Source organism: Pseudoalteromonas sp. OF7H-1, assembly GCF_022347825.1.
Taxonomy (GTDB): domain Bacteria; phylum Pseudomonadota; class Gammaproteobacteria; order Enterobacterales; family Alteromonadaceae; genus Pseudoalteromonas; species Pseudoalteromonas maricaloris.
This window is the reverse complement of the sequence record NZ_JAKRFX010000006.1, coordinates 191898-210752: the sequence shown is the minus strand read 5'-3', so window position 1 is coordinate 210752 and position 18855 is coordinate 191898. Positions and strand designations below refer to the sequence as shown.

The 18855-nt window shown below is 42.4% G+C and carries 14 protein-coding genes and 1 pseudogene; 13 read left to right on the top strand and 2 right to left on the bottom strand.

Annotated elements, in window-relative coordinates:
* Nucleotides 1-2: 2 nt before the first annotated feature.
* The 7 genes from MHN30_RS09925 (at nucleotide 3) to MHN30_RS09895 (ending at nucleotide 10920) form a co-directional block, all read left to right on the top strand.
* Complete coding sequence (locus tag MHN30_RS09925; RefSeq protein ID WP_239359414.1) at nucleotides 3-3677, top strand: ATP-binding protein; 3675 nt, start codon at nucleotides 3-5, stop codon at nucleotides 3675-3677.
* Nucleotides 3678-3735: 58 nt separating this feature from the next.
* Nucleotides 3736-4245: a YgjV family protein gene (locus tag MHN30_RS09920; protein ID WP_239359412.1), complete on the top strand. Its 510-nt coding sequence runs from the start codon at nucleotides 3736-3738 to the stop codon at nucleotides 4243-4245.
* Between the two features lie 319 nt (nucleotides 4246-4564).
* Nucleotides 4565-7549, top strand: coding sequence for a TonB-dependent receptor (locus MHN30_RS09915; RefSeq protein WP_239359410.1), 2985 nt, complete (start codon nucleotides 4565-4567; stop codon nucleotides 7547-7549).
* Between the two features lie 95 nt (nucleotides 7550-7644).
* Nucleotides 7645-8643 (top strand): proline racemase family protein, encoded by a 999-nt coding sequence (locus tag MHN30_RS09910; RefSeq protein WP_239359458.1) that lies wholly within the window; start codon nucleotides 7645-7647, stop codon nucleotides 8641-8643.
* On the top strand, nucleotides 8640-9728 hold the full coding sequence (locus MHN30_RS09905; protein ID WP_239359408.1) for a Xaa-Pro peptidase family protein: 1089 nt from the start codon (nucleotides 8640-8642) through the stop codon (nucleotides 9726-9728). Before MHN30_RS09910 ends, MHN30_RS09905 begins: the two co-directional genes overlap by 4 nt.
* A gap of 9 nt (nucleotides 9729-9737) precedes the next feature.
* Entirely contained in the window at nucleotides 9738-10682 is a 945-nt protein-coding gene (locus MHN30_RS09900; RefSeq protein ID WP_239359406.1) for an ornithine cyclodeaminase family protein, read from the top strand.
* Nucleotides 10663-10920, top strand: coding sequence for a hypothetical protein (locus tag MHN30_RS09895; RefSeq protein WP_017217477.1), 258 nt, complete (start codon nucleotides 10663-10665; stop codon nucleotides 10918-10920). The genes MHN30_RS09900 and MHN30_RS09895 overlap by 20 nt, the downstream gene beginning before the upstream one ends.
* Nucleotides 10921-11050: 130 nt before the next feature.
* Here MHN30_RS09895 and MHN30_RS23890 read toward each other — a convergent pair.
* A pseudogene (locus MHN30_RS23890) lies at nucleotides 11051-11243 on the bottom strand (site-specific integrase); the annotation flags it as partial.
* Between the two features lie 325 nt (nucleotides 11244-11568).
* On the opposite strand from MHN30_RS23890, the gene MHN30_RS09885 reads away from it, so the two are divergent.
* The 6 genes from MHN30_RS09885 to MHN30_RS09860 all read left to right on the top strand — a co-directional run bounded on the left by MHN30_RS09885 (nucleotide 11569) and on the right by MHN30_RS09860 (nucleotide 17390).
* Nucleotides 11569-12435, top strand: coding sequence for a toll/interleukin-1 receptor domain-containing protein (locus tag MHN30_RS09885; RefSeq protein ID WP_239359404.1), 867 nt, complete (start codon nucleotides 11569-11571; stop codon nucleotides 12433-12435).
* A 111-nt stretch (nucleotides 12436-12546) separates the two neighbouring features.
* Nucleotides 12547-12954 carry a DUF6559 family protein gene (locus tag MHN30_RS09880; RefSeq protein ID WP_239359402.1) on the top strand — a complete coding sequence of 136 codons (408 nt, stop codon included), beginning with the start codon at nucleotides 12547-12549 and terminating at the stop codon, nucleotides 12952-12954.
* 226 nt (nucleotides 12955-13180) lie between these two features.
* Nucleotides 13181-14719, top strand: a complete 1539-nt coding sequence (locus MHN30_RS09875) for a transposase (RefSeq protein WP_239359400.1) — start codon at nucleotides 13181-13183, stop codon at nucleotides 14717-14719.
* Nucleotides 14720-15144: 425 nt separating this feature from the next.
* Nucleotides 15145-16173, top strand: coding sequence for a hypothetical protein (locus tag MHN30_RS09870; protein ID WP_239359399.1), 1029 nt, complete (start codon nucleotides 15145-15147; stop codon nucleotides 16171-16173).
* 81 nt (nucleotides 16174-16254) lie between these two features.
* Nucleotides 16255-16713 carry a hypothetical protein gene (locus MHN30_RS09865; protein ID WP_130164126.1) on the top strand — a complete coding sequence of 153 codons (459 nt, stop codon included), beginning with the start codon at nucleotides 16255-16257 and terminating at the stop codon, nucleotides 16711-16713.
* A gap of 125 nt (nucleotides 16714-16838) precedes the next feature.
* The gene (locus MHN30_RS09860) at nucleotides 16839-17390 is read left to right on the top strand and encodes a hypothetical protein (RefSeq protein ID WP_239359398.1); all 552 of its coding nucleotides are present in this window, start codon (nucleotides 16839-16841) and stop codon (nucleotides 17388-17390) included.
* Nucleotides 17391-17683: 293 nt separating this feature from the next.
* Here MHN30_RS09860 and MHN30_RS09855 read toward each other — a convergent pair whose 3' ends face one another.
* Nucleotides 17684-18850 carry a putative manganese transporter gene (locus MHN30_RS09855; protein ID WP_069020691.1) on the bottom strand — a complete coding sequence of 389 codons (1167 nt, stop codon included), beginning with the start codon at nucleotides 18848-18850 and terminating at the stop codon, nucleotides 17684-17686.
* Between the last annotated feature and the right edge of the window lie 5 nt (nucleotides 18851-18855).

Genomic DNA, 18855 nt, shown 5'->3' with positions numbered 1-18855 from the left:
GCATGTCTCTGTTCGTTGTACCATACAACACACTGAAATGGTTTTGTGTGTTGCTGCTGTTGTTATTACCGAGTTTTCCTTGTGCCGCCAGTTTTCCCGAATTTAGCGATACGGCGCAGGTTATGCGACGCTATGACTATAATTCTGGCCTCAGTCAGGTCACTATCACTGCCATTACGCAAGATCAACTCGGGTACATTTGGGTTGGCACACAGTCTGGCCTAAATCGTTTTGATGGTCATGATTTTGTTCAATTTGAAGTAAAGCAGAACTCCAAACATCATCTCTCCGGTGGCTTTATTACCTCACTGTGCCACAGTGGTAAATATATCTGGGTTGGAACAAGTACTGGGCTTAGCATTTACGATACTGAAGCGGGGACCTTTCGCTCTATCTTGGCGGCGCAGAATGAGGCGGTGAGCTCCGATAGAGTGAAAAAAGTGGCCTGTTATGGTGAATCAGTCACTGTATCAACAGAAGAAGGCGACGCTTACCGGGTTAACTACCAAACCTTAACGCCTGAAAAGCTTTATTTAACCGGTAAATTTGTTCGTGAAGTCCAAGAAACAAGGGATGCGTTTGTTTACCTCAATGCGGATGGCCTAGTCCGTCAGCCAAAAGACAAAGTCGGAGCCAATGTTCTGTTGGAAGGTGAGTTTAAAACACTGTCGCTTTCCCACGGACGGATATTCGTGGTTGACGCGGATGATAAAATCATTAGTTTCGACACTCAGTTCAATAAAGTGCAATGGCAAAAGTCGGTCAGCGCGAAAGTAAATCTTAGTATTCATCAAATTAAAGTCAGGGCGAATGAAATACTCGTCGCTTCCAATACAGGTGTGTTTATTTTAGACCTACAAGGTAATATCAAACGTCATTGGTATCGTCGCGCAGAGCAATATGACGGACTACAAGACAACAATGTTCTGAGCGTTCAACGAGACAGAAATGGTGATTTGTGGATTGGTACGGAATCACAGGGGCTACACTTTTTTAGTCAGCTGAGCGAGTCGTTTGGCCATGTTGGTGAACAAAACTTTCCGCACGCCCCTTTGGGGCATCCTGATGTTAGGAATTTCGCATTAGACAGTAGTGAGCGTTTTTGGATAGGTACGTCATCCGGTTTATATATTTATCAAAAATCGAGCTTTATCGAAGCGCATCGAATTTTCCCGAGTTTGTCTGCAATCAAAGGAAGCTTTATCACTCAAGTAAAGATTTATGATGACACCTTGTGGGTAACAACAAGGGGAGATGGCGTTGTTAGATACGCCTTAACTCAAGGGGAATATAGCCATTTGATGCCTGACTCTGATAATGGCCCAGAACTCAGTTTTAATGATGTTATTGAGTACCAATCTCAGATCTTAGTGAGTTCAAGGACACTAGGTCTTATGAGGTACGACGAAGAGTCGAAAACCTTAGTGCAGTTTTTTGAAAATCGTTCAGATGCGCCGTCACATGTGTCGTCGTTTAAAGTGGTCGGGCAAGACCTATGGTTTGGTTCTATCGGTGAGGGTTTATTCAAATTTAATAAAGGTCAGCTTCATAACCTCACCACACAGGATGGCTTAAAGTCGAATTTGGTCTTTATGATCGATGAAGATCCATGGCAACGTATCTGGGTTGCAAGTGAAGCGGGTATTAGTTTAGTTGATAAACAAATGAAAATTGTCCGTACTATTGGTGAGCAAGAAGGACTAGGAAACCAAGCCGTATGGGGGCTGGTTTACGATGACTACGAATACATGTGGCTTGGAACCAGTGGTGGGCTGTCCCGCGTTAATGTGATGGATTTTGCTATTGACAACTTTCTACCCATTGACGGAGTGCAAGCCCATGAGTTTAACTACAATGCCGCGTGGAAAGCCCCTGATGGCCGAATTTTTATGGGTGGAGCCAAAGGCTTTAATCAATTTTTTCCTCAGAATGTATCAATTTCAAATACCGCGCGACCTATTTTGGTCTCAACAATCGAATTACTAGGCGAGCCATTAAAGCCAAGTCTAGATGGGATCCTCACGGTCGCACCGGAGCTGGCGGGTTCATTGCGGCTACGCTATGACCAAAATATTATATCGCTACAATATTCAAGCTTAGATTTTGGTTCTGAGAAGCTGAACTTTTATTACCGTATTAAAGGATTAAGCGACAAATGGTTAAAACTTGCAAATGGAGCACGGCAAATAAACTTACTCCAGCTTGAACCCGGCACCTATCAAGTAGAAACCTATACCGTAAATCGCTTTAATATGCAGTCGCCCGTTCATGAATTTAGTATTTATATTGCCGCGCCAATTTGGTGGAATGCTTACTCGAAAACCCTTTACACTTTAGTCATTGTGCTGATCATCGCTGCATTTGTTCGAGCGAGACAGCGGCGTTATCAACAAGTACTGCGGGATAATCAGAAAATGTCTGCGCTACAAGAGCGGTTGGAGTTGTCGTTGTGGGCGAGTGGTGACGAACTTTGGGACTGGCATGTTGAGTCGGGTAAAATTTATCGCTACAGCGTGAATCCAAGGATCGACTTTAGTGAACTCCAAGATAAACTTATTCTCAATGAGCTTGACCAGTTTGTACACCCTAAGGATTGTGTGTTACTTGAGGAGCGTCTGCAATCCTGTGTAGACGGACGAGAAGACGTATATGAACTGTCTATTCGAGTTAAAGATCAACAGGGAGAATGGATCTGGGTATTAGACAGAGGAAAGGTGGTGGCCCGAGATGACAATGGTAGAGCAACGCGGATAGCGGGGGCACTGAAAGATATTGCTGATTTAAAGGCACATCAACAAGCCTTGCAGTCGTTAAACGAGCAACTTGAGATAAAAGTCGCGATGCGCACCGATGAGCTATATAAAAAGAATCAGAAACTTGAGCAAGCAATGTTTGAGTTAAAGCAAACGCAAGAAGACTTGATTGAAAGTGAAAAAATGGCTTCTTTGGGTGTTGTGGTTGCGGGTGTTGCGCATGAAATCAACACCCCGTTAGGTATAGCTATCACCGCACTTTCGCATAATGAAGATTGTTTATCTGAGCTGGTAGAAAAGCTTGAGAATAAAACCCTTAAGCAAAAAGATTTGGTCACTTCTATCGATGCACAGCAGGAAGGCTATCTGCTGATCAGTCGCAATCTGCAAAGAGCAGAAAGCCTTATTAGTAACTTTAAGCAAGTTGCAGTCGATCAATCCAGTGAGACGGAGCGTGATATTAACCTGCTTGAATATATCAACGATGTATTCGATTCACTCAAACCATTGGCTAAAAATAAAGAAGTATATTTGTCTATAGATGGGAATGCTGATGTAAATCTCTCCACCTATCCAGGCGCAGTTTATCAAATAATGGCAAACCTATTTAACAATTCCGTTATCCATGGTTTTGAGGGGAGTGCCTCTGGCACAGTCAGCGTGTTAGTCGAGGCGACAGATAGCCACTGGACTATTGTATATCGCGATAATGGTGTCGGCATGGACGAAGCGATGCAAAAGACCTTGTTTGAGCCATTTGTAACCACAAAACGTAATCAAGGCGGATGCGGATTAGGCATGCATATTGTTTATAATTTGGTTACGCAACTTTTAAAAGGCGAGATCCGCTGTAAAACGGCGAAATTACAAGGTGTCGAAATTACAATAAAAGTACCGTTTAAGAAAATAACGGCTGAAAATTAACTTAGGTGAATTACAGCAAGCTAACGGCCTGTGACAATGCTTCTTTTAGGAGTTTGTCATGTTCTTATTATCTCAAGTTTTGGTTACCGTTGCTGTTTTACTCGATCTCGCTTCATTTCAATTTATGAAACGCCAGCAGGTGTTATTGGCACTAAGCTTGTCGACTGCACTCACTGCAATTCACTTCTATCTACTTGATGCTATGGCTGGTGCTTTGCTTATGGCGGTTGCGAGTCTCAGATATCTGGTGTTTATCAAGTCGCAGTCAAAGCGCTTGCTTATCGGGTTTCTACTACTCAATACCGTGCCACCTTTAGTACAGTTAAATGCAAATTACGAACTTTATGCTGTTTTTGGTAGTGTTTTATTGACATTAGGGGCATTTATTCGCGCGCAGGTGGCATTTCGGTGTGTGATGATGTTAGGTACGGTGTGCTGGCTGATACATAATTGCTATGTCGGCTCACCCATGGCGATTGTGCTAGAAAGTACTTTTCTAGTGAGTAATTTGATTGGGCTAGGGCGAATTTATATGAAGCGTAAAACGAGTAAGTTGAAGGCTGAGTAAAACGCTCAGGTTAGCAGCCTAATTGAAATGGGTCCAATTTTACTGCTATCGACACCAATTAGATTAAATTTGAATATATTAAATAATTCAATGAATTAGGTTGTTCCATGTCTGCTTTCTAAGCTGTTTGTAATGAGTTCAAGCGATATCAAAAACGAGCTGAAATAAAAAATTAATAAATAATTTCTATCTAAATCAAAATGTTATTATCTTTGTGTGTAATTATTGCATAAATAATATTGTATACAATATATCTATTGTGTATTGTTTGTTCGTTACCAAAAAACACTCAAATCAATGGGAACAAAAGGACAACAATATGCGTAATAACAAAAAAACAGCGCAAACACTGTGTAAATCACTCACAGCATCAGCACTTGCTCTAGCATTGGGGACTACTACTGCATTTGCTGCAGATGGCAATAGCACTGTGAAAGGGAGCATCGTTAATGGTCAAGGTCTTGAGTTATCGCAGGCTCAATTGACCTTTACACATAAAACTAAGGGGCTGAAGTTTGCTGTACAAACTAATGGCAAGGGCGAATACATTTTACGTAATCTGCCTGTTGGTCGTTACAGCGTGTCAATTAATAAAGCAGGATTTGAAACCGTTATTGAAGAGGATGTTGAGCTTAATATTGGACAGGCGCTGATCTTAGACGCTCAACTATTACAACAAGGACAGGATATAGAGCGGATAGCGGTGACTGGTACGGCTATCCGACGTGTTGATATGGCCTCGTCAACGGCTGGCGTAACCTTTACAGACGCAGAGCTTAAAGTTATGCCAGTAAACACCGGCTTTGAAAGTATCGCGTTACTCGCACCGGGTACCGCTGAACCTGGTGGTAGTTCATTTCGTGGTGCATCAAGCTTTGGCGGTTCTTCGTCAGCAGAAAATGGCTATTACTTTAATGGCCTAAATGTCACGAGTATTCAAACGGGTTTAGGCTCAATTCGCTTGCCTTGGGAAGCCATTTCACAAACCCAAATTAAAACGGGGGGAATTAGCCCTGAATTTGGTGGTGCACTTGGCGGTATCGTTAATGCAATCTCTAAATCTGGTGATAACGAATTTAACTTAGGAGCGGAAGTGAGGGTCGATCCTTCATCAAGTCATAGTTATCACGACTCTAATTATTTAGATAATGGCACCATCAATATAAATACCGAGCAAGATTATGACTCGTTCAAAGAACTGCAAATCTGGGCGAGTGGCGCACTCATTGAAGACAGCTTATTTTACTATGGTCTGTATGCGCCTCGACGAGAGGTTAATCGCTGGGCTGGGCAAACGACCTTCAATGACAGAAGCCGAGATGAAGATCGTTGGTTTGCAAAACTAGATTGGTTCATCAATGAAGACCACTCAATCGGCTTTTCAGCCATGAATAACAAAAGAGAATGGACGAGACAAACCTATGCCTATGATTGGGAAAGCGATGCGATTGGTGATAAACAAGGTGTAGCGGCTCCCGGTGAAGATGGCGGTAAGGTTTACAGCATTAACTATAATGGCTACTTTTCAGACTTCTTCTCGGTGTCTGCGGTCGTGGGTCGAGTCACAGAAAATGTAGAAAATATTGTCGCATCGACCGTACCGGGAGTTTGGGATGAAAGAGAAGGGACGGTAACGTTATCGAGCCACACGGCAAGCGGTGTTTCTGAGCAAGAATTTATCCGTGACCAAGCGAGAATAGATTTTAATATCGATTTGGATTACCACTCCATTCTGTTTGGTGTCGATTATACCAAAGTGACAGTAGATTATTTTGAAGGTCAAAATGGTCTTGGTGATGCAGAAGGCTGGTGGACAATTAAAACCGCTGGTGAAGGGAGTATTTCCGGTGCTGCACTTGGTCAAGATTATATTGAACGCCGAGTGAGGACTAGGACGGTTGATTCTGAGGTTAACTCGCTTGCTTTCTATGTCAATGATTCTTGGCAAGTCACCGATCAGCTCGTGTTAAATCTAGGCCTGCGTTATAGTCAGTTTGAAAATACCGTCACTGACGGCAGAGCATTTGTTGATATGGATAACCAACTTGCGCCTAGATTTCAAGCGATTTACGACCTAAATGGTGATGGCGAATCCAAAGTTTTCTTTACTTACGGGCGATACTTTCAACCGGTGTCTGCCAACATGAACATCACTCAAGGCTCGGCTTCAGTAGAGTGGTTTGAGTATTTCGACCTAGATCAAGTAGACAGTGATGGCTATCCTGTTTTATTAAATGATGGCTCGCCAAGTCGAGGGGAAATGCTTCGAGATAGACGCTGGCGCCAACGCGGAATTACAGAGCCCGGTTTGATTGCTTCCTCCACCCTTAAGCCGATGTATTCTGATGAATTGACCTTAGGGTACCAGACCACCGTTTTTGACGATATGGCATTTGGGGTTAGGGCGATTTATCGAGATCTTGGACGCAGTGTTGAAGATACGGATGTCGGCCCTGTACTTGCGAAGAAATTGGCCGAACTCGGTATCCAAGACAATGTCGGTCAGGGTTCTTACTATGTGCTAAATAACCCGGGCGAAGCGATCACCATGAGTTATGACTTTGATGGCGATGGCCAAGTCGATGAAGTGACACTCAGTGCACAAGAGCTTGCCCTGCAACAAGCAGTGCGTAAGTATCTGGCACTTGAATTTACCTTAGAAGGAAATATTACCGACAAGTTACGGATTAATTCTTCTTATACTTGGTCACACAGCTATGGTAATACAGAAGGTCTAGTGAAAACCGATAACGATCAGGCAGATCCTGGTTGGACAACTTCCTATGATTACGCGGATCTGATGGATCACGGCTATGGTAATTTGCCGAACGACCATCGCCATTCAATAAAAGTATCAGGTTCTTACGATATTACAGATGAGTTAACTCTGGGGCTGGTTGCAAGAACGTCATCAGGTCGCCCGACTAACTATTTCTCAAAACACCCTGTCGGTGTAGATAGCTGTGCGCCTGGTAACCCTTGGGATGCTTGCGTGAGTAAATATTACGGCCATGTTTCGCATTATGACGAAAACGGCAATCCAGCTCCTCGCGGCAGCGTTGATAATCTTCCTTGGGCAACCACGGTAGACTTATCACTCAGTTACTCTACCGACATCATGGGACATGACTTGTTACTCAAGGGCACCGTTTATAACCTACTAAACAGTGATAAAGCGCTTGGGATCAATGAACAGCGATCTTTAGATGGTGCAAATGGCTTAATCGTTAACCCTGACTACGGCATTACAACGTTACGACAAACTGAGCGTTACGCGTCGTTGGTTGCAAGGTTTACGTTTTAATTTCCCTGGTGATAGCCAAGACTGGGTGCTATGCACCTAGTTCTTGGTTTAAGCCAAGCCAAGTGTTTGGCTTATTTCACATAACGGAGAGTATGATGACGTTAACAATAGATTTGGAGCAGATACTGAGCCACGCGAGAGTAATAGAGACGGTTGATATGCATACCGCCGGAGAGCCTTTGCGTGTGATTGTCGGTGGCTTCCCTGAACCTCAAGGCAACACTATTTTAGATAAACGGCAATACTGCGTAGAAAATCTTGATCACTATCGCACCGCGCTGATGTATGAGCCTAGGGGTCATGCTGATATGTATGGTGCGCTTATCGTTGAAAAGCAGTTACCAGAAAGCGATTTTGGCGTGTTATTTCTTCATAATGAAGGGTACTCAACAATGTGTGGTCATGCGATTATTGCTTTAGCTACACTATTTTTACAGCACAATCCCGCAAAGAAACAGTTGTTGATAGATACGCCTGCAGGGCTAATTACCGCATGGCTAAGAGACGGCCAAGCTGAATTTGCTAATGTACCAGCAGAGGTAGTGACACTTGATAAGCAAGTCAAGACATCTGAATTTGGTTTAATCTCAGTGGATATCGCATTTGGTGGTGCGTTTTATGCCTATATTGATGCCGATAAAATCGGTTTGGCTCTTATACCAAAAAATGCAGCTTACATTCAGCAGTTAGGTTTAACGCTTAAACAAGAAATTGCAACACAGATTAGCTTAGTGCATGACGATGCGCGCCTCGCATTTTTATATGGTGTGATTTTCTATTCCAATTCTCAACAATCTGACTCTGCTCACAGTAAGCATGTGTGCATTTTTGCCGATGGCGAATTAGATCGCAGTCCAACAGGGACTGGGGTCAGTGGTCGAGCTGCAATTCTTGCCGCCAGAGATGAGCTTGCCGCAAACCAACGTATCTTTATTGAAGGTATATTAGGATTGGGCTTAGATGTTTGTTATCAACTTAGTGATGACAGTAAATCGTTGATCCCAATAGTTTCGGGCACGGCCTATATTACAGGCCGACACCAATTTATTTTAGACGACCACGATCCATTAGTAAGAGGATTTTTACTACGATGAATGTAGATTACGCAGCCAGACAGCAACGCTTAGTCAATAAATTACAACAACATCAAAGTGACGCTATCATTATTTATGGCTACGAGAATATTGTATATTTAACTGGCTTCACCGGCCATGCTGCAACATTGTTGATGTCTTCAAATGGGCGACACCGACTCATTACCGATTATCGTTACTTTGAGCGTGCTAGCAATGAAGCGGTGGGAGTCGAAGTCATTTTAAGAAATCGTGATAAAGAAACGCTACCTGATTGTATTTTTAGATTACTAGATGAGCCGCGACAGCTTGCATTTGAAGCGCATCATATCAGTCACGCAGATTATGTCTCATTAAACATCAGCGCAAAAAATACCACGCTTATTGCCGCGCCGCTGTGGGTGGAATCACTAAGACAAGTTAAAGATAGCTATGAAATTAACTGTATTAAACGTGCCGCCGAGATAGCTGACTTGGCGCTTGCCCATACACTGCCTTTGTTAAAAGTAGGGATCACTGAGCGAGACGCGGCAATTGAGCTTGAGTATCAGATGCAAAAGCTAGGCTCCGAAGGTCTTTCTTTTGACACAATCCTATTATTTGGTGCACGTTCTTCCTTACCGCACGGAAACCCAGGACAGACAAAACTTAACCTAGGCGATTTGGTACTTATCGACTTTGGTGCGGTGATAAGCGGCTATCGCTCTGATATGACGCGAAGTTACGTGTTAGGGGAGCCGACGAAGCAACAACAATCCATTTATGACACGGTCCAACATGCGCAGCGAGCTGCGTTGGCGCTAATAAAAGCAGGCGTTAACTGCATAGATTTAAATAACGCATCACACGATGTGTTGAGTCATAGCGACTTTTCACAATACGCAGGTGAGGGACTTGGTCACGGTGTGGGGCTATTTCTACACGAGCAGCCATTTATTAAACCTGGGGTCGATCACCAATTAGAAGCTGGCAATATCATTACCATAGAGCCGGGTATTTACATTCCAAATTATGGTGGTGTGCGCTTGGAAGAAGATGTATTGGTGACTGAAAATGGTTTTGAATGCTTAACCCACGCGCCACAAGTATTTCAGCTCACAAACTAAGGAATGATGATGCAAATTATTACTCGCCAAGAAGTCGCGGATAGCCTCAACTACCCAAGCTTAATTCAGGCGCTTAAACAGGGTTTTGCGCAACCAGCAGGTACACCAACACGGCAAGTTTTTGAGCTAGATGATAGTCACAGCAATCATGACGCTTTTGCTGTTTTACCTGCTTGGAATGCCGACGTGATTGGCGTAAAGGCGTTTACCTATTTCCCTGATAACAACCAGCACGATAAAGCCAGCCTTTACTCAAAAATCATGCTGTTCTCCAGACAGTTCGGCGAGCCGATCGCGCTTGTGGACGGCACCGAAGTAACGTTGTGGAGAACCTCTGCTGTGTCAGCATTAGCCGCAGAGTATTTAGCACCTAAGCATGCCAAACATTTGGTTTTCTTTGGTTCAGGCAATTTAGCCAGTTACATGATTAATTCGCATTTAAGTGTTAGAAATTATAGTAAAATTTCAATAATTGCACGCAATGCTAAAAAAGGACGCCTGTTGCTGGAGCTATTGTCCTCGCAGCATCAGGGAGTGGAATTTTCATTGTATCAGCAGGCAACTGCGTCTGTTATCGCTTCGGCAGATGTGATCAGCTGTGCAACAGGCAGTCATACGCCTCTGTTCAATGGAGAGTGGTTGAGCGATGGTACGCATATAGATTGCATTGGCAATCACCATAAAGATTGTCGAGAAATTGATACCACAACGGTAACTAAGAGTCGAGTTTTTGTAGATAGTCGCGCCAATGTATTGAACGAGGCGGGCGAATTGTTGTTACCGATCAGTGAAGGTAAATTTAGCCCCGATAAGGTGGTTGCAGAGCTTAGCGAAATGACTAAAAATAACCTAGGTCGAAGTAACGAGAACGAAATTACTTTGTTTAAGTCTGTAGGAACAGCACTGAGTGATTTAATTGGAGCGAAATTAGTGTATGACTTGGTTCAAAAATAAAGAGCACGGTAAAGTGTATGAAGTAACCGCAGTAGTCAAAGCTGCTGATAAGCGCTTGGTGAATCCGCTTATTTGTCACGAATGTCACATGTTGGTTAGTTATCAAGGAGTTGGTGGCGAAACGAAAAGTGAAAAGCTGCTATATGATGAGGTGTTTTACAAAGCGTTTCAAAACCACGATAGCTGTTACGTCATGGTGGATGACAATGGTATTCGCCATTATCATCCAAGTGAGTAAAGTGACTTATTCAATTAAGTGAATAAGCGCTAATTTTTGACTTGACAGAGTACAAATATAGAACGCTATGAATTCTGACATTTCAGCTATTGGTCAAATGCGGACAGCGGTACTAACATGTTTCTGTTCAATTTCGTTGGTTGGCAAGGAAGGTTAAAAATTGTGTAACCTCTTCCGTTCCCATTGTTTCAGGGTGACGCTTGTGGTGAAAGTTAATGAATGCCTTAATCCAATATAGGTAGGTTTTTTTCTGTTCTAATGCTGTAACCACGCATACGCATTTCCTCCTGAAGACCTTTCAGAAATGGGCTTTTTAGACTCATGATAACTCCTTATCTTATGCTGCTGTATATGTATACAGTATTATTGGAATTCTCGGATATCAAGGGAACTAATGAAAAATTTTTTGCGCGTTTACGCATGAATAGATTAAAAATGTTATTGTTTATCAAAAGGTTATTTGTCTGCGATTTGAGATAATAGGTTTGGGAAACGCGCATGCGCATTTTTCCAGATGGTATATTTAGCAGAATGCTGATAAGTTCTTTGCATACTGATAGTTAACTGTGCGCGTTTTCACTGGTCCAATGAGGTAAACGCGCATGCGCACGAATAAAATGTTAATTGTTTCATGGAGGACTGTGTTGAATGGCAACACTAAGAGAATATTTTGATACTGATTTGAATAAAAATATGTCAGTTCACAATACATGGGGAATTGGGAGCTCTGAAAGTAATATTACCCATGAAATCATTGCGAAAATCGCACAAGCATATGATGCAAATGCAAAATTTTGGTCATTTTATATTGAAGAGGGAGCCGATGTTAGCGCCACTATTAATGCGCTGTTTTCTTCAAATGAGGTAAAACAATGCATTTTATCACCTGAAGGTGATGGTGTAGTTATTCAAACTGGATTCTCCGACTACTCAGAAATGGCTTCGTCTGAAACCCTCAGGTTTACAGGACGAATTTTTTTATACATTAATGAGATGTTAGGTAAAGAATATCGGAAGCAAGTTACAGAACACGGGTTAGCATTAGGTTACAACGTAATAATCAGAGATAAGGAATATGCATTGAAACGTTCTGAGATGGAGAAGCCTTTAGCATTTATTTCACATGACTCTAGAGACAAAGACCCTGTAGTTAGAAAGTTAGTTCATGAACTATCAAAGCTTCAGTGTCCTGTTTGGTATGATGAATACTCTTTAAATGTTGGAGATAGTTTGCGATCCAGTATTGAGGCAGGCTTAAAAGAGACCAAAAAGTGTGTTGTTATACTGTCTCCAAACTTTTTAAGTAATGAGGGTTGGGGGAAAGCTGAATTTGATTCGGTTTATACTCGAGAAATACTTGAAAAAGATAATGTAATACTACCAGTCTGGCACGAGGTTAGTGTTGAAAATGTTTATGAGTATAGTCCAAGGTTAGCTGACAAGGTGGGATTGAATTCTTCAATAGGGATCGAAGAGCTTGCTAGAAAATTGGCCAACGTAATAAAAAACAATTAACAAGGCGTTCAAAAACGGACTCCGCAATGCTTGCTCGGTTTCGCTTCGCTGCACATATTAGCAAGCATTATTTTGCCGTTTAACGCGGCGTTAGCTGCCAAAGGATTGAAAATGCTTAGAAACTTTCGTCGCAACCAGAAAATCAAGGCGTTTGCCAAAAATCTTCCATCGGAATTAAAAAAACTTTATGGAAGAAGCGAATATTATACAAAAGGGCAGGTAGATAGGGCCCTTAGTCATAAATTTAAAAAATATAGCGGTGGCGGAGTCATTGTGTCCGATGTCTGCCCAGCTTACGCAATGTTTTGTACACCAAAAGAGTTCAAAGAAATTCATGAAGCAGCGGGCGAGGCCTGTGATTATGAGGAGCTCAGGAAAGAAATTACTGAAACTTGTTTCGACAACGCAACAGATTTTTCATTTTCGTCTTTAGAGTCTTTGTCAACCAGTGGAGGTTTTTTCTCCTCTGGCGGTGATTCTGGAGGTTTTGGAGACGGAGGTGGTGGTGGCGGTGACTAATGGCAGCTAACAAGCGCATGAAAACTCGCTTCGCTCGCGGCGGACGCAAAACACGTGGCCGCTTCGCTATTTTGCCACGTGCCTTGCGCCGTTTATGCGAAAGTTGAGGCTGTAGAATTACTCTTTTCAGGTACTGGATTCTTGGTTTTGGATTGACTGTTTCTTAACCTTGAATCGAGTTGGTTACTGTGATCTAATAGCTATTATTCACCCACGGTAATCTGTTATGGCCAACTATAAGCCAGACTTATCCCGCCAAAATAAATTCATTCCAATCAATTTCGCTGAGCAAATTTTGCCGGGAACCTTTGAATATGCCCTTTGTTATATTGTCGAAAATAAACTCGACTTGTCGAGCTTTGACGCGTGGTATAACAATGATAAATCGGGCGCTGCGGCGTATCCGCCCACGGTGATGTTAAAGATAATTTTACTTGGTTATGCTCATGGATTAATTAGTAGCCGCCGAATAGCCAAGGCTTGTGAGAACAATATTCTGTTCATGAGTGTGTCAGGGGATCTTCAGCCGCATTACACATCAATAGCAAGTTTCGTGGCCAAAATGCACGAGCAGATTGAACCGCTATTTACGCAAGTGCTGATGATATGTGATGAAGAAGGCTTAATAGGACGCAACATGTTTGCCATTGATGGGTGCAAATTGAAGTCGAATGCGAGCAAGGAGTGGAGCGGTACATTCGATGAGCTAGGCCGTAAAAAAGCCAAATTAGAACGCGCAAGCAAACGCATAATTGAGCGCCATCAAGCGCAAGATGGCTTAAGTGAAGAGCTGGTCACTCAAGACTTAAAGCAAAAAGAAAAGCTAGATAAAAGTGCAGATAAAATCACCGCGTTCTTAGCTACTCACGAAGAGAAAACAGGCAGTAAAGGTAAGCCGGTTAAAAGTAATATTACCGACCCAGACAGCGCGAAAATGACCACGTCAAAAGGCACAATTCAAGGCTATAACGGGATAGCGATAAACGATGAGAAACATCAAATTATACTACAAGCACAGGCATGGGGCTCGGTGGGCGAGCAACAAACACTGCAGCCAGCCGTTGAGCAATTAAAACGACAACTTGAAAAACTGAACAGTGATAAATTCTCTCACAAACAGGCCATTAAATTTACCGCAGACAGTGGATTTAATAGTGAAGCGAACCTTGAATTCATGGCGCAAAGTGGCTTTGATACTTACATAGCTGATAACCAATTTAGAAAACGCAACCCACTGTTTAAAGAGAGCGAAACCTACGAAACAGAGCAAGAAAAGCGCCGATTAAAACGCAGTAAAGGCAAGCCACGCTTATTTACCTCAGACGACTTCCATTATGATGAAGCAACACAAACCTGCCACTGCCCCGCAGGGAACGAGATGTGGCGAAGCGGTATCAATGTAAAAAGCTACAACCAAGAATACACGCGATTCTGTGGTTACTTAAAAGATTGCAAAGTATGCCCACTACAACAGCAGTGCATGCGAAAGCCACCGATAAAAACAGGCCGACAAGTACAGTTTAAGAGTGATGAGTCTCGCAAAAAAATCAGTTACATCGACAAAATGAAAGTAAAAATAGACAGCCCAATAGGACGACGACAATACAGCAAACGACTTGGATGTATCGAACCAGTATTCGGCAACATCACGGTGAATAAAGGGATGAATAAGCTCACATTACGCGGCCAAGTAAAAGTCAATGCTCAATGGCAGCAATACTGCCTAGTTCACAATATCGAAAAGTTACGAGAAAGGGTGTCGTAAGCTAAGAACAACCTGACCTAACAGCTCCGAAACGCCTCTCAAACCACAACAAACCAGCTTAAAAAAACGCCCTAAAATAACAACTCACACCCAACTAAACGATTGAATCAAAATAGGAACTCAGTTATCGTTTGTTGATTACAAAAACAAATTTGAAACGAGTTATTCTACAGGCTCGTTAACTCTCTTTAGGAGTCACATTGAAAATTTCCATTAATGTAACGATTCCAAACTTTGATCGAAAAGAAATAGAGATTGACTGCCCGTTATGCAAGCTGGGTAATTGGGTTCAGCTAGGTCAAATAAAAAGACGCGAATATTTGGTTTGCAGAGGATGCCATTCAAATATCCACTTGCAAGACCACTTGGGTGGAGTTCAAAGAGCTACTAAAGCTCTCAACAATTTGTTTAAAGGATTTGAATAAATGGATCAGCTTTTAATACAGCGTACTAGGTATCTTTTAAGATCAAGATTCAGACGGGCACAAACTTGTCCAGATGCTATGTTTGTTAATTCTTGTAGGCAGCTTGTTCACTGGATCAAAAATCATCCATTATTACGTTATGTGGTTGCAGATTTGTCCAGAATTGAGGGTGAGCACGTAGCGAGAATTAAACAAACGTTAGATGAAGTGCCCGGCTGTAATGGGTCTTATGACCCTGGATTTTATACCGCTGAAACCAACCTAAAACACTCATCAGTGTGCTGGTTAATAGTTCAAGGAATCTCTGGGCTGGAAAGCTTAGAGCCTAGGAAACAGCAACTTGTAATATTATGTCTCGGTGAATACTTAAACAACGATGCTCGTATTAAATTTAATGATGCCGTGTCTGTTTTAAGAGATGTGGCAATCGATGGACTATATGAGCATTTAGATGAACACTTAGATGAAAGAAATTCTATCTATTCAATCCTGTTAAAGTATAAACAACGTTCTGAGTGGTTTCGAAAGAATCGCCTGCGTGAATTCGCTGAAAATGGATTAGAAGGTAAAAAAGGTGAAGTTGCCTTAGCTATTGACGTTCAAGAGTATATATTGGACCAGGGTGTTGAATTCTTCGTTGAACCCGCATCTGCTAGCGGAGAGGTCGACCTTGTTTTAAAGTCTTCAGAAGGCCGTTTCATAATAGTTGATGCAAAGTATGTTAAGAATGAATCGAACAGGTCTAGTGTTCTCACCAAACTTGCCTCAGGATTTCATCAAGTAGCAAGGTACTGCAACGATTTTTATGTTAGTGAGGGGTTTTTAGTTAATTTTGTAGCCAATACAACTAGAATTAGACTTGGGCTTGATACTCTTGATAATTTCCCATATCTAAATGTCGGGAATAAAATAATCTATTACATAGAAGTAAATATTGCTGAAGAGCCATCAGCGAGCAAATCTGGAAAAGCTACAGAGATTGAATTGAGCAAAGAAGAGCTTATCTCAACTTTAAAAGAAGAGAGTTAACAAGTTGCTGCACTCGGAAAAATTACTCGCTGCGCTCGCAATTTTCCGGTGAGCAAGGCGTTCTATTTCTCGGAGGAATAGATGAAAATTAAAATTTTGATTATTTTGTTCCTATTACCGTTTGTCGCTAATGCAGAGAAGTATGCATTTATAGGTTCACCTTATTCCGTGTCTCAAAGCGATGGCTTATGTGAAAGGTTGTTCTCAAAACAAGGCGATGAAATCATTTGTACAAGTGTTGGCTTTGAACTTAAGTACGATGTCATCGAATGGATCTTTAACCCTCAAAAAGGAGATGAGTTCATCTTTTACGGTTTTTATCATTACACTGGTTTGCCTTCTTATACTGCTTACCCATATGCTTTGGTTGTCGTCGAAAAACGAAATAGTATTTTTGTAATGCAACAAATCAAGCCTATTTTAGATAATGACAGTGAAGATTGGATGGTTTGCTCAACGGACACTGCAATGGATAGTTCAGAGTGCGCATTGCCAATGCCAGTAAACGAATATATCCAGTCAGTGGTAAATGAAATATAACAAGCCAATGAATCAGATTCACCAATGCATGTCATGCCATTTGCTGAGCAAATCGCCTGCCAGCACTTGGCTCACTTATTATTGAAGCGTTAGTTTGCAACCATATTTAAGCGCATAGAGGCACTATGGATAGAGTTAAAGTTGTAGCTATTAGCGGTGCATCTGGATGCGGTAAAACATCAACTGTCAGGCAACTATCCAGTGATTTCGATTGCCCTTTTTTACATTTTGATGATTACGTTCATAAATTCAGCTATCCACAAGACATGAAAAAGTGGCGTGAAAATGGTGCCGACGTATCCGAAATCAATACGCCTGATATGATCATTAAGCTTCGGCAATTAATTGAAGGCAATTACTCGTATATTTTTGTCGAAGAGCCATTTGGTAGAGAACGCAGCTGTATTTCTTCGTTGATAGACTATGTGATTTTACTTGATCAGCCTATGGATATTTGTCTTTATCGGGTTGTTAGGCGAAACATTGAACACGGCTCAAATGATTCACATAGTTCAGTTCTTAAATATCTGGGTAATTACGAAGGGCACTTCAGAGATATTTATATTGAAACGGTAAATCAAGTTCGTAAAAACTGCGACCTAATAATTCAGGAAATTTGCCCTGTTTCAGTAAACGTAGATATTGTTAGCAAGTGGCTAAAAAGTAAAACAAACTAACAAGCGGCTGTTGTGCCCTTTCAGGGCTGGGACGGCCTTTTCGCCGCTTTGCGGCTACAAGTCCGCCCCAAAAGCCGGGCGTTAGCCCATAGAAATTTTTATTCGAAATTCGTCTGATACAGCCGACGACCTAAAACATTTTTGTCCAAAAATAAGTTTATTTGACCGCCCGCTATTCGCTCTTTTCGGCCATTAATCAGTTACGAGCGGTCAGATTTGGTTGAACTCATAACCCTAAACAGCCAGATCGTGTATGAGCCAGCGTCAGATCACTTCGTCGACGTACTCAAGTATTAAGCCAAATTAATGTAGTAGAGGCCGTAGCCCACGATAAATGCAGGCACTGCAGAGTAGATAGTGGCAAATAGCGCCGCCCTTGGTGCCAGAGCTATCGCTGGAAATAACGCATCGCCATCGTTAGCAACGGCATTGGCCGCCAGGGCACTAAATGGCACGACTCCTTGCAGGTAAAGCGTTGTAACAACAATTTGGGGTCCACAGCCGGGTAATAATCCGACAAGAATGGCCACCAGTGGTGCATACAGCGCATAGTCTTTAAACCAAACCGCGAGATCAAGCCCTAAATACGCAGTAGATAGCTCGTAAAGCAAAAAGCTTGCAACCACCCAAGCGGTCACAAAATGCGTGTCCTGTAGCACTCTAGTGAGTTTTGACGGTGGGTCACATTCACCTTCTTCACAGGTGATATCTTTATAGCTTACGCCTTTTGAATTAAGTGCCCACACACACACAGCAAAAAGGCATAATGCTGCTCCAAGCCAAGCAATTTCTGTATCAAAAGGTGCTAAGTCGACGTTAAAAGCGATCGCGAGCGCAATTGCAAGGCTAGGCAGTAAGCCCAGCTTCCACACCTTACGGCTTAGACTAAACGCACGGCTCGCGTGTAAGGTTTCTTCTTCGACCTCATTGATGGTCTGCGGGACACAAAAGTCGGGTTGATGAATTAAGTGCACACATAGCCCACTCACGATACCCACACCAACGCCCATCGCGATGATAGTAAGGCCTGTCAGGGGCTCTTTGGCGAGTAGCAAAAACGCTGCATCTCCCATCGTCGCAGTAAGCACTGCGACAACTGAAGCAAAGCTCGCTTGTTTTTTGGTAAATTGGGTGACCACGATAATCGCACCACCACAGCCAGGCAGCGCGCCCAATATTGACGCCATGGCTATTTCGAGAATAGGGGATTTGGTACTCAGATAACTGAGATTAAGCTGTGGAATTCTGTCAACAAGAAAGTAGTACACGAGCAGGGTAGCAGCAACAAAAACGCTGACTTGAAAGAATGCATCACTCAGTGCGCTGACCACAATTGGTCTCGCCGTTTCAAATGCTAAAAGTACAATAATAACGAGGGGTAAAATTAGCCGTTTGTTGAACAATAAACTCACCTTAGCGCCATGTGCTGGTTGAGAGTATCGAAGTAGAGATGAAAACATAAAGT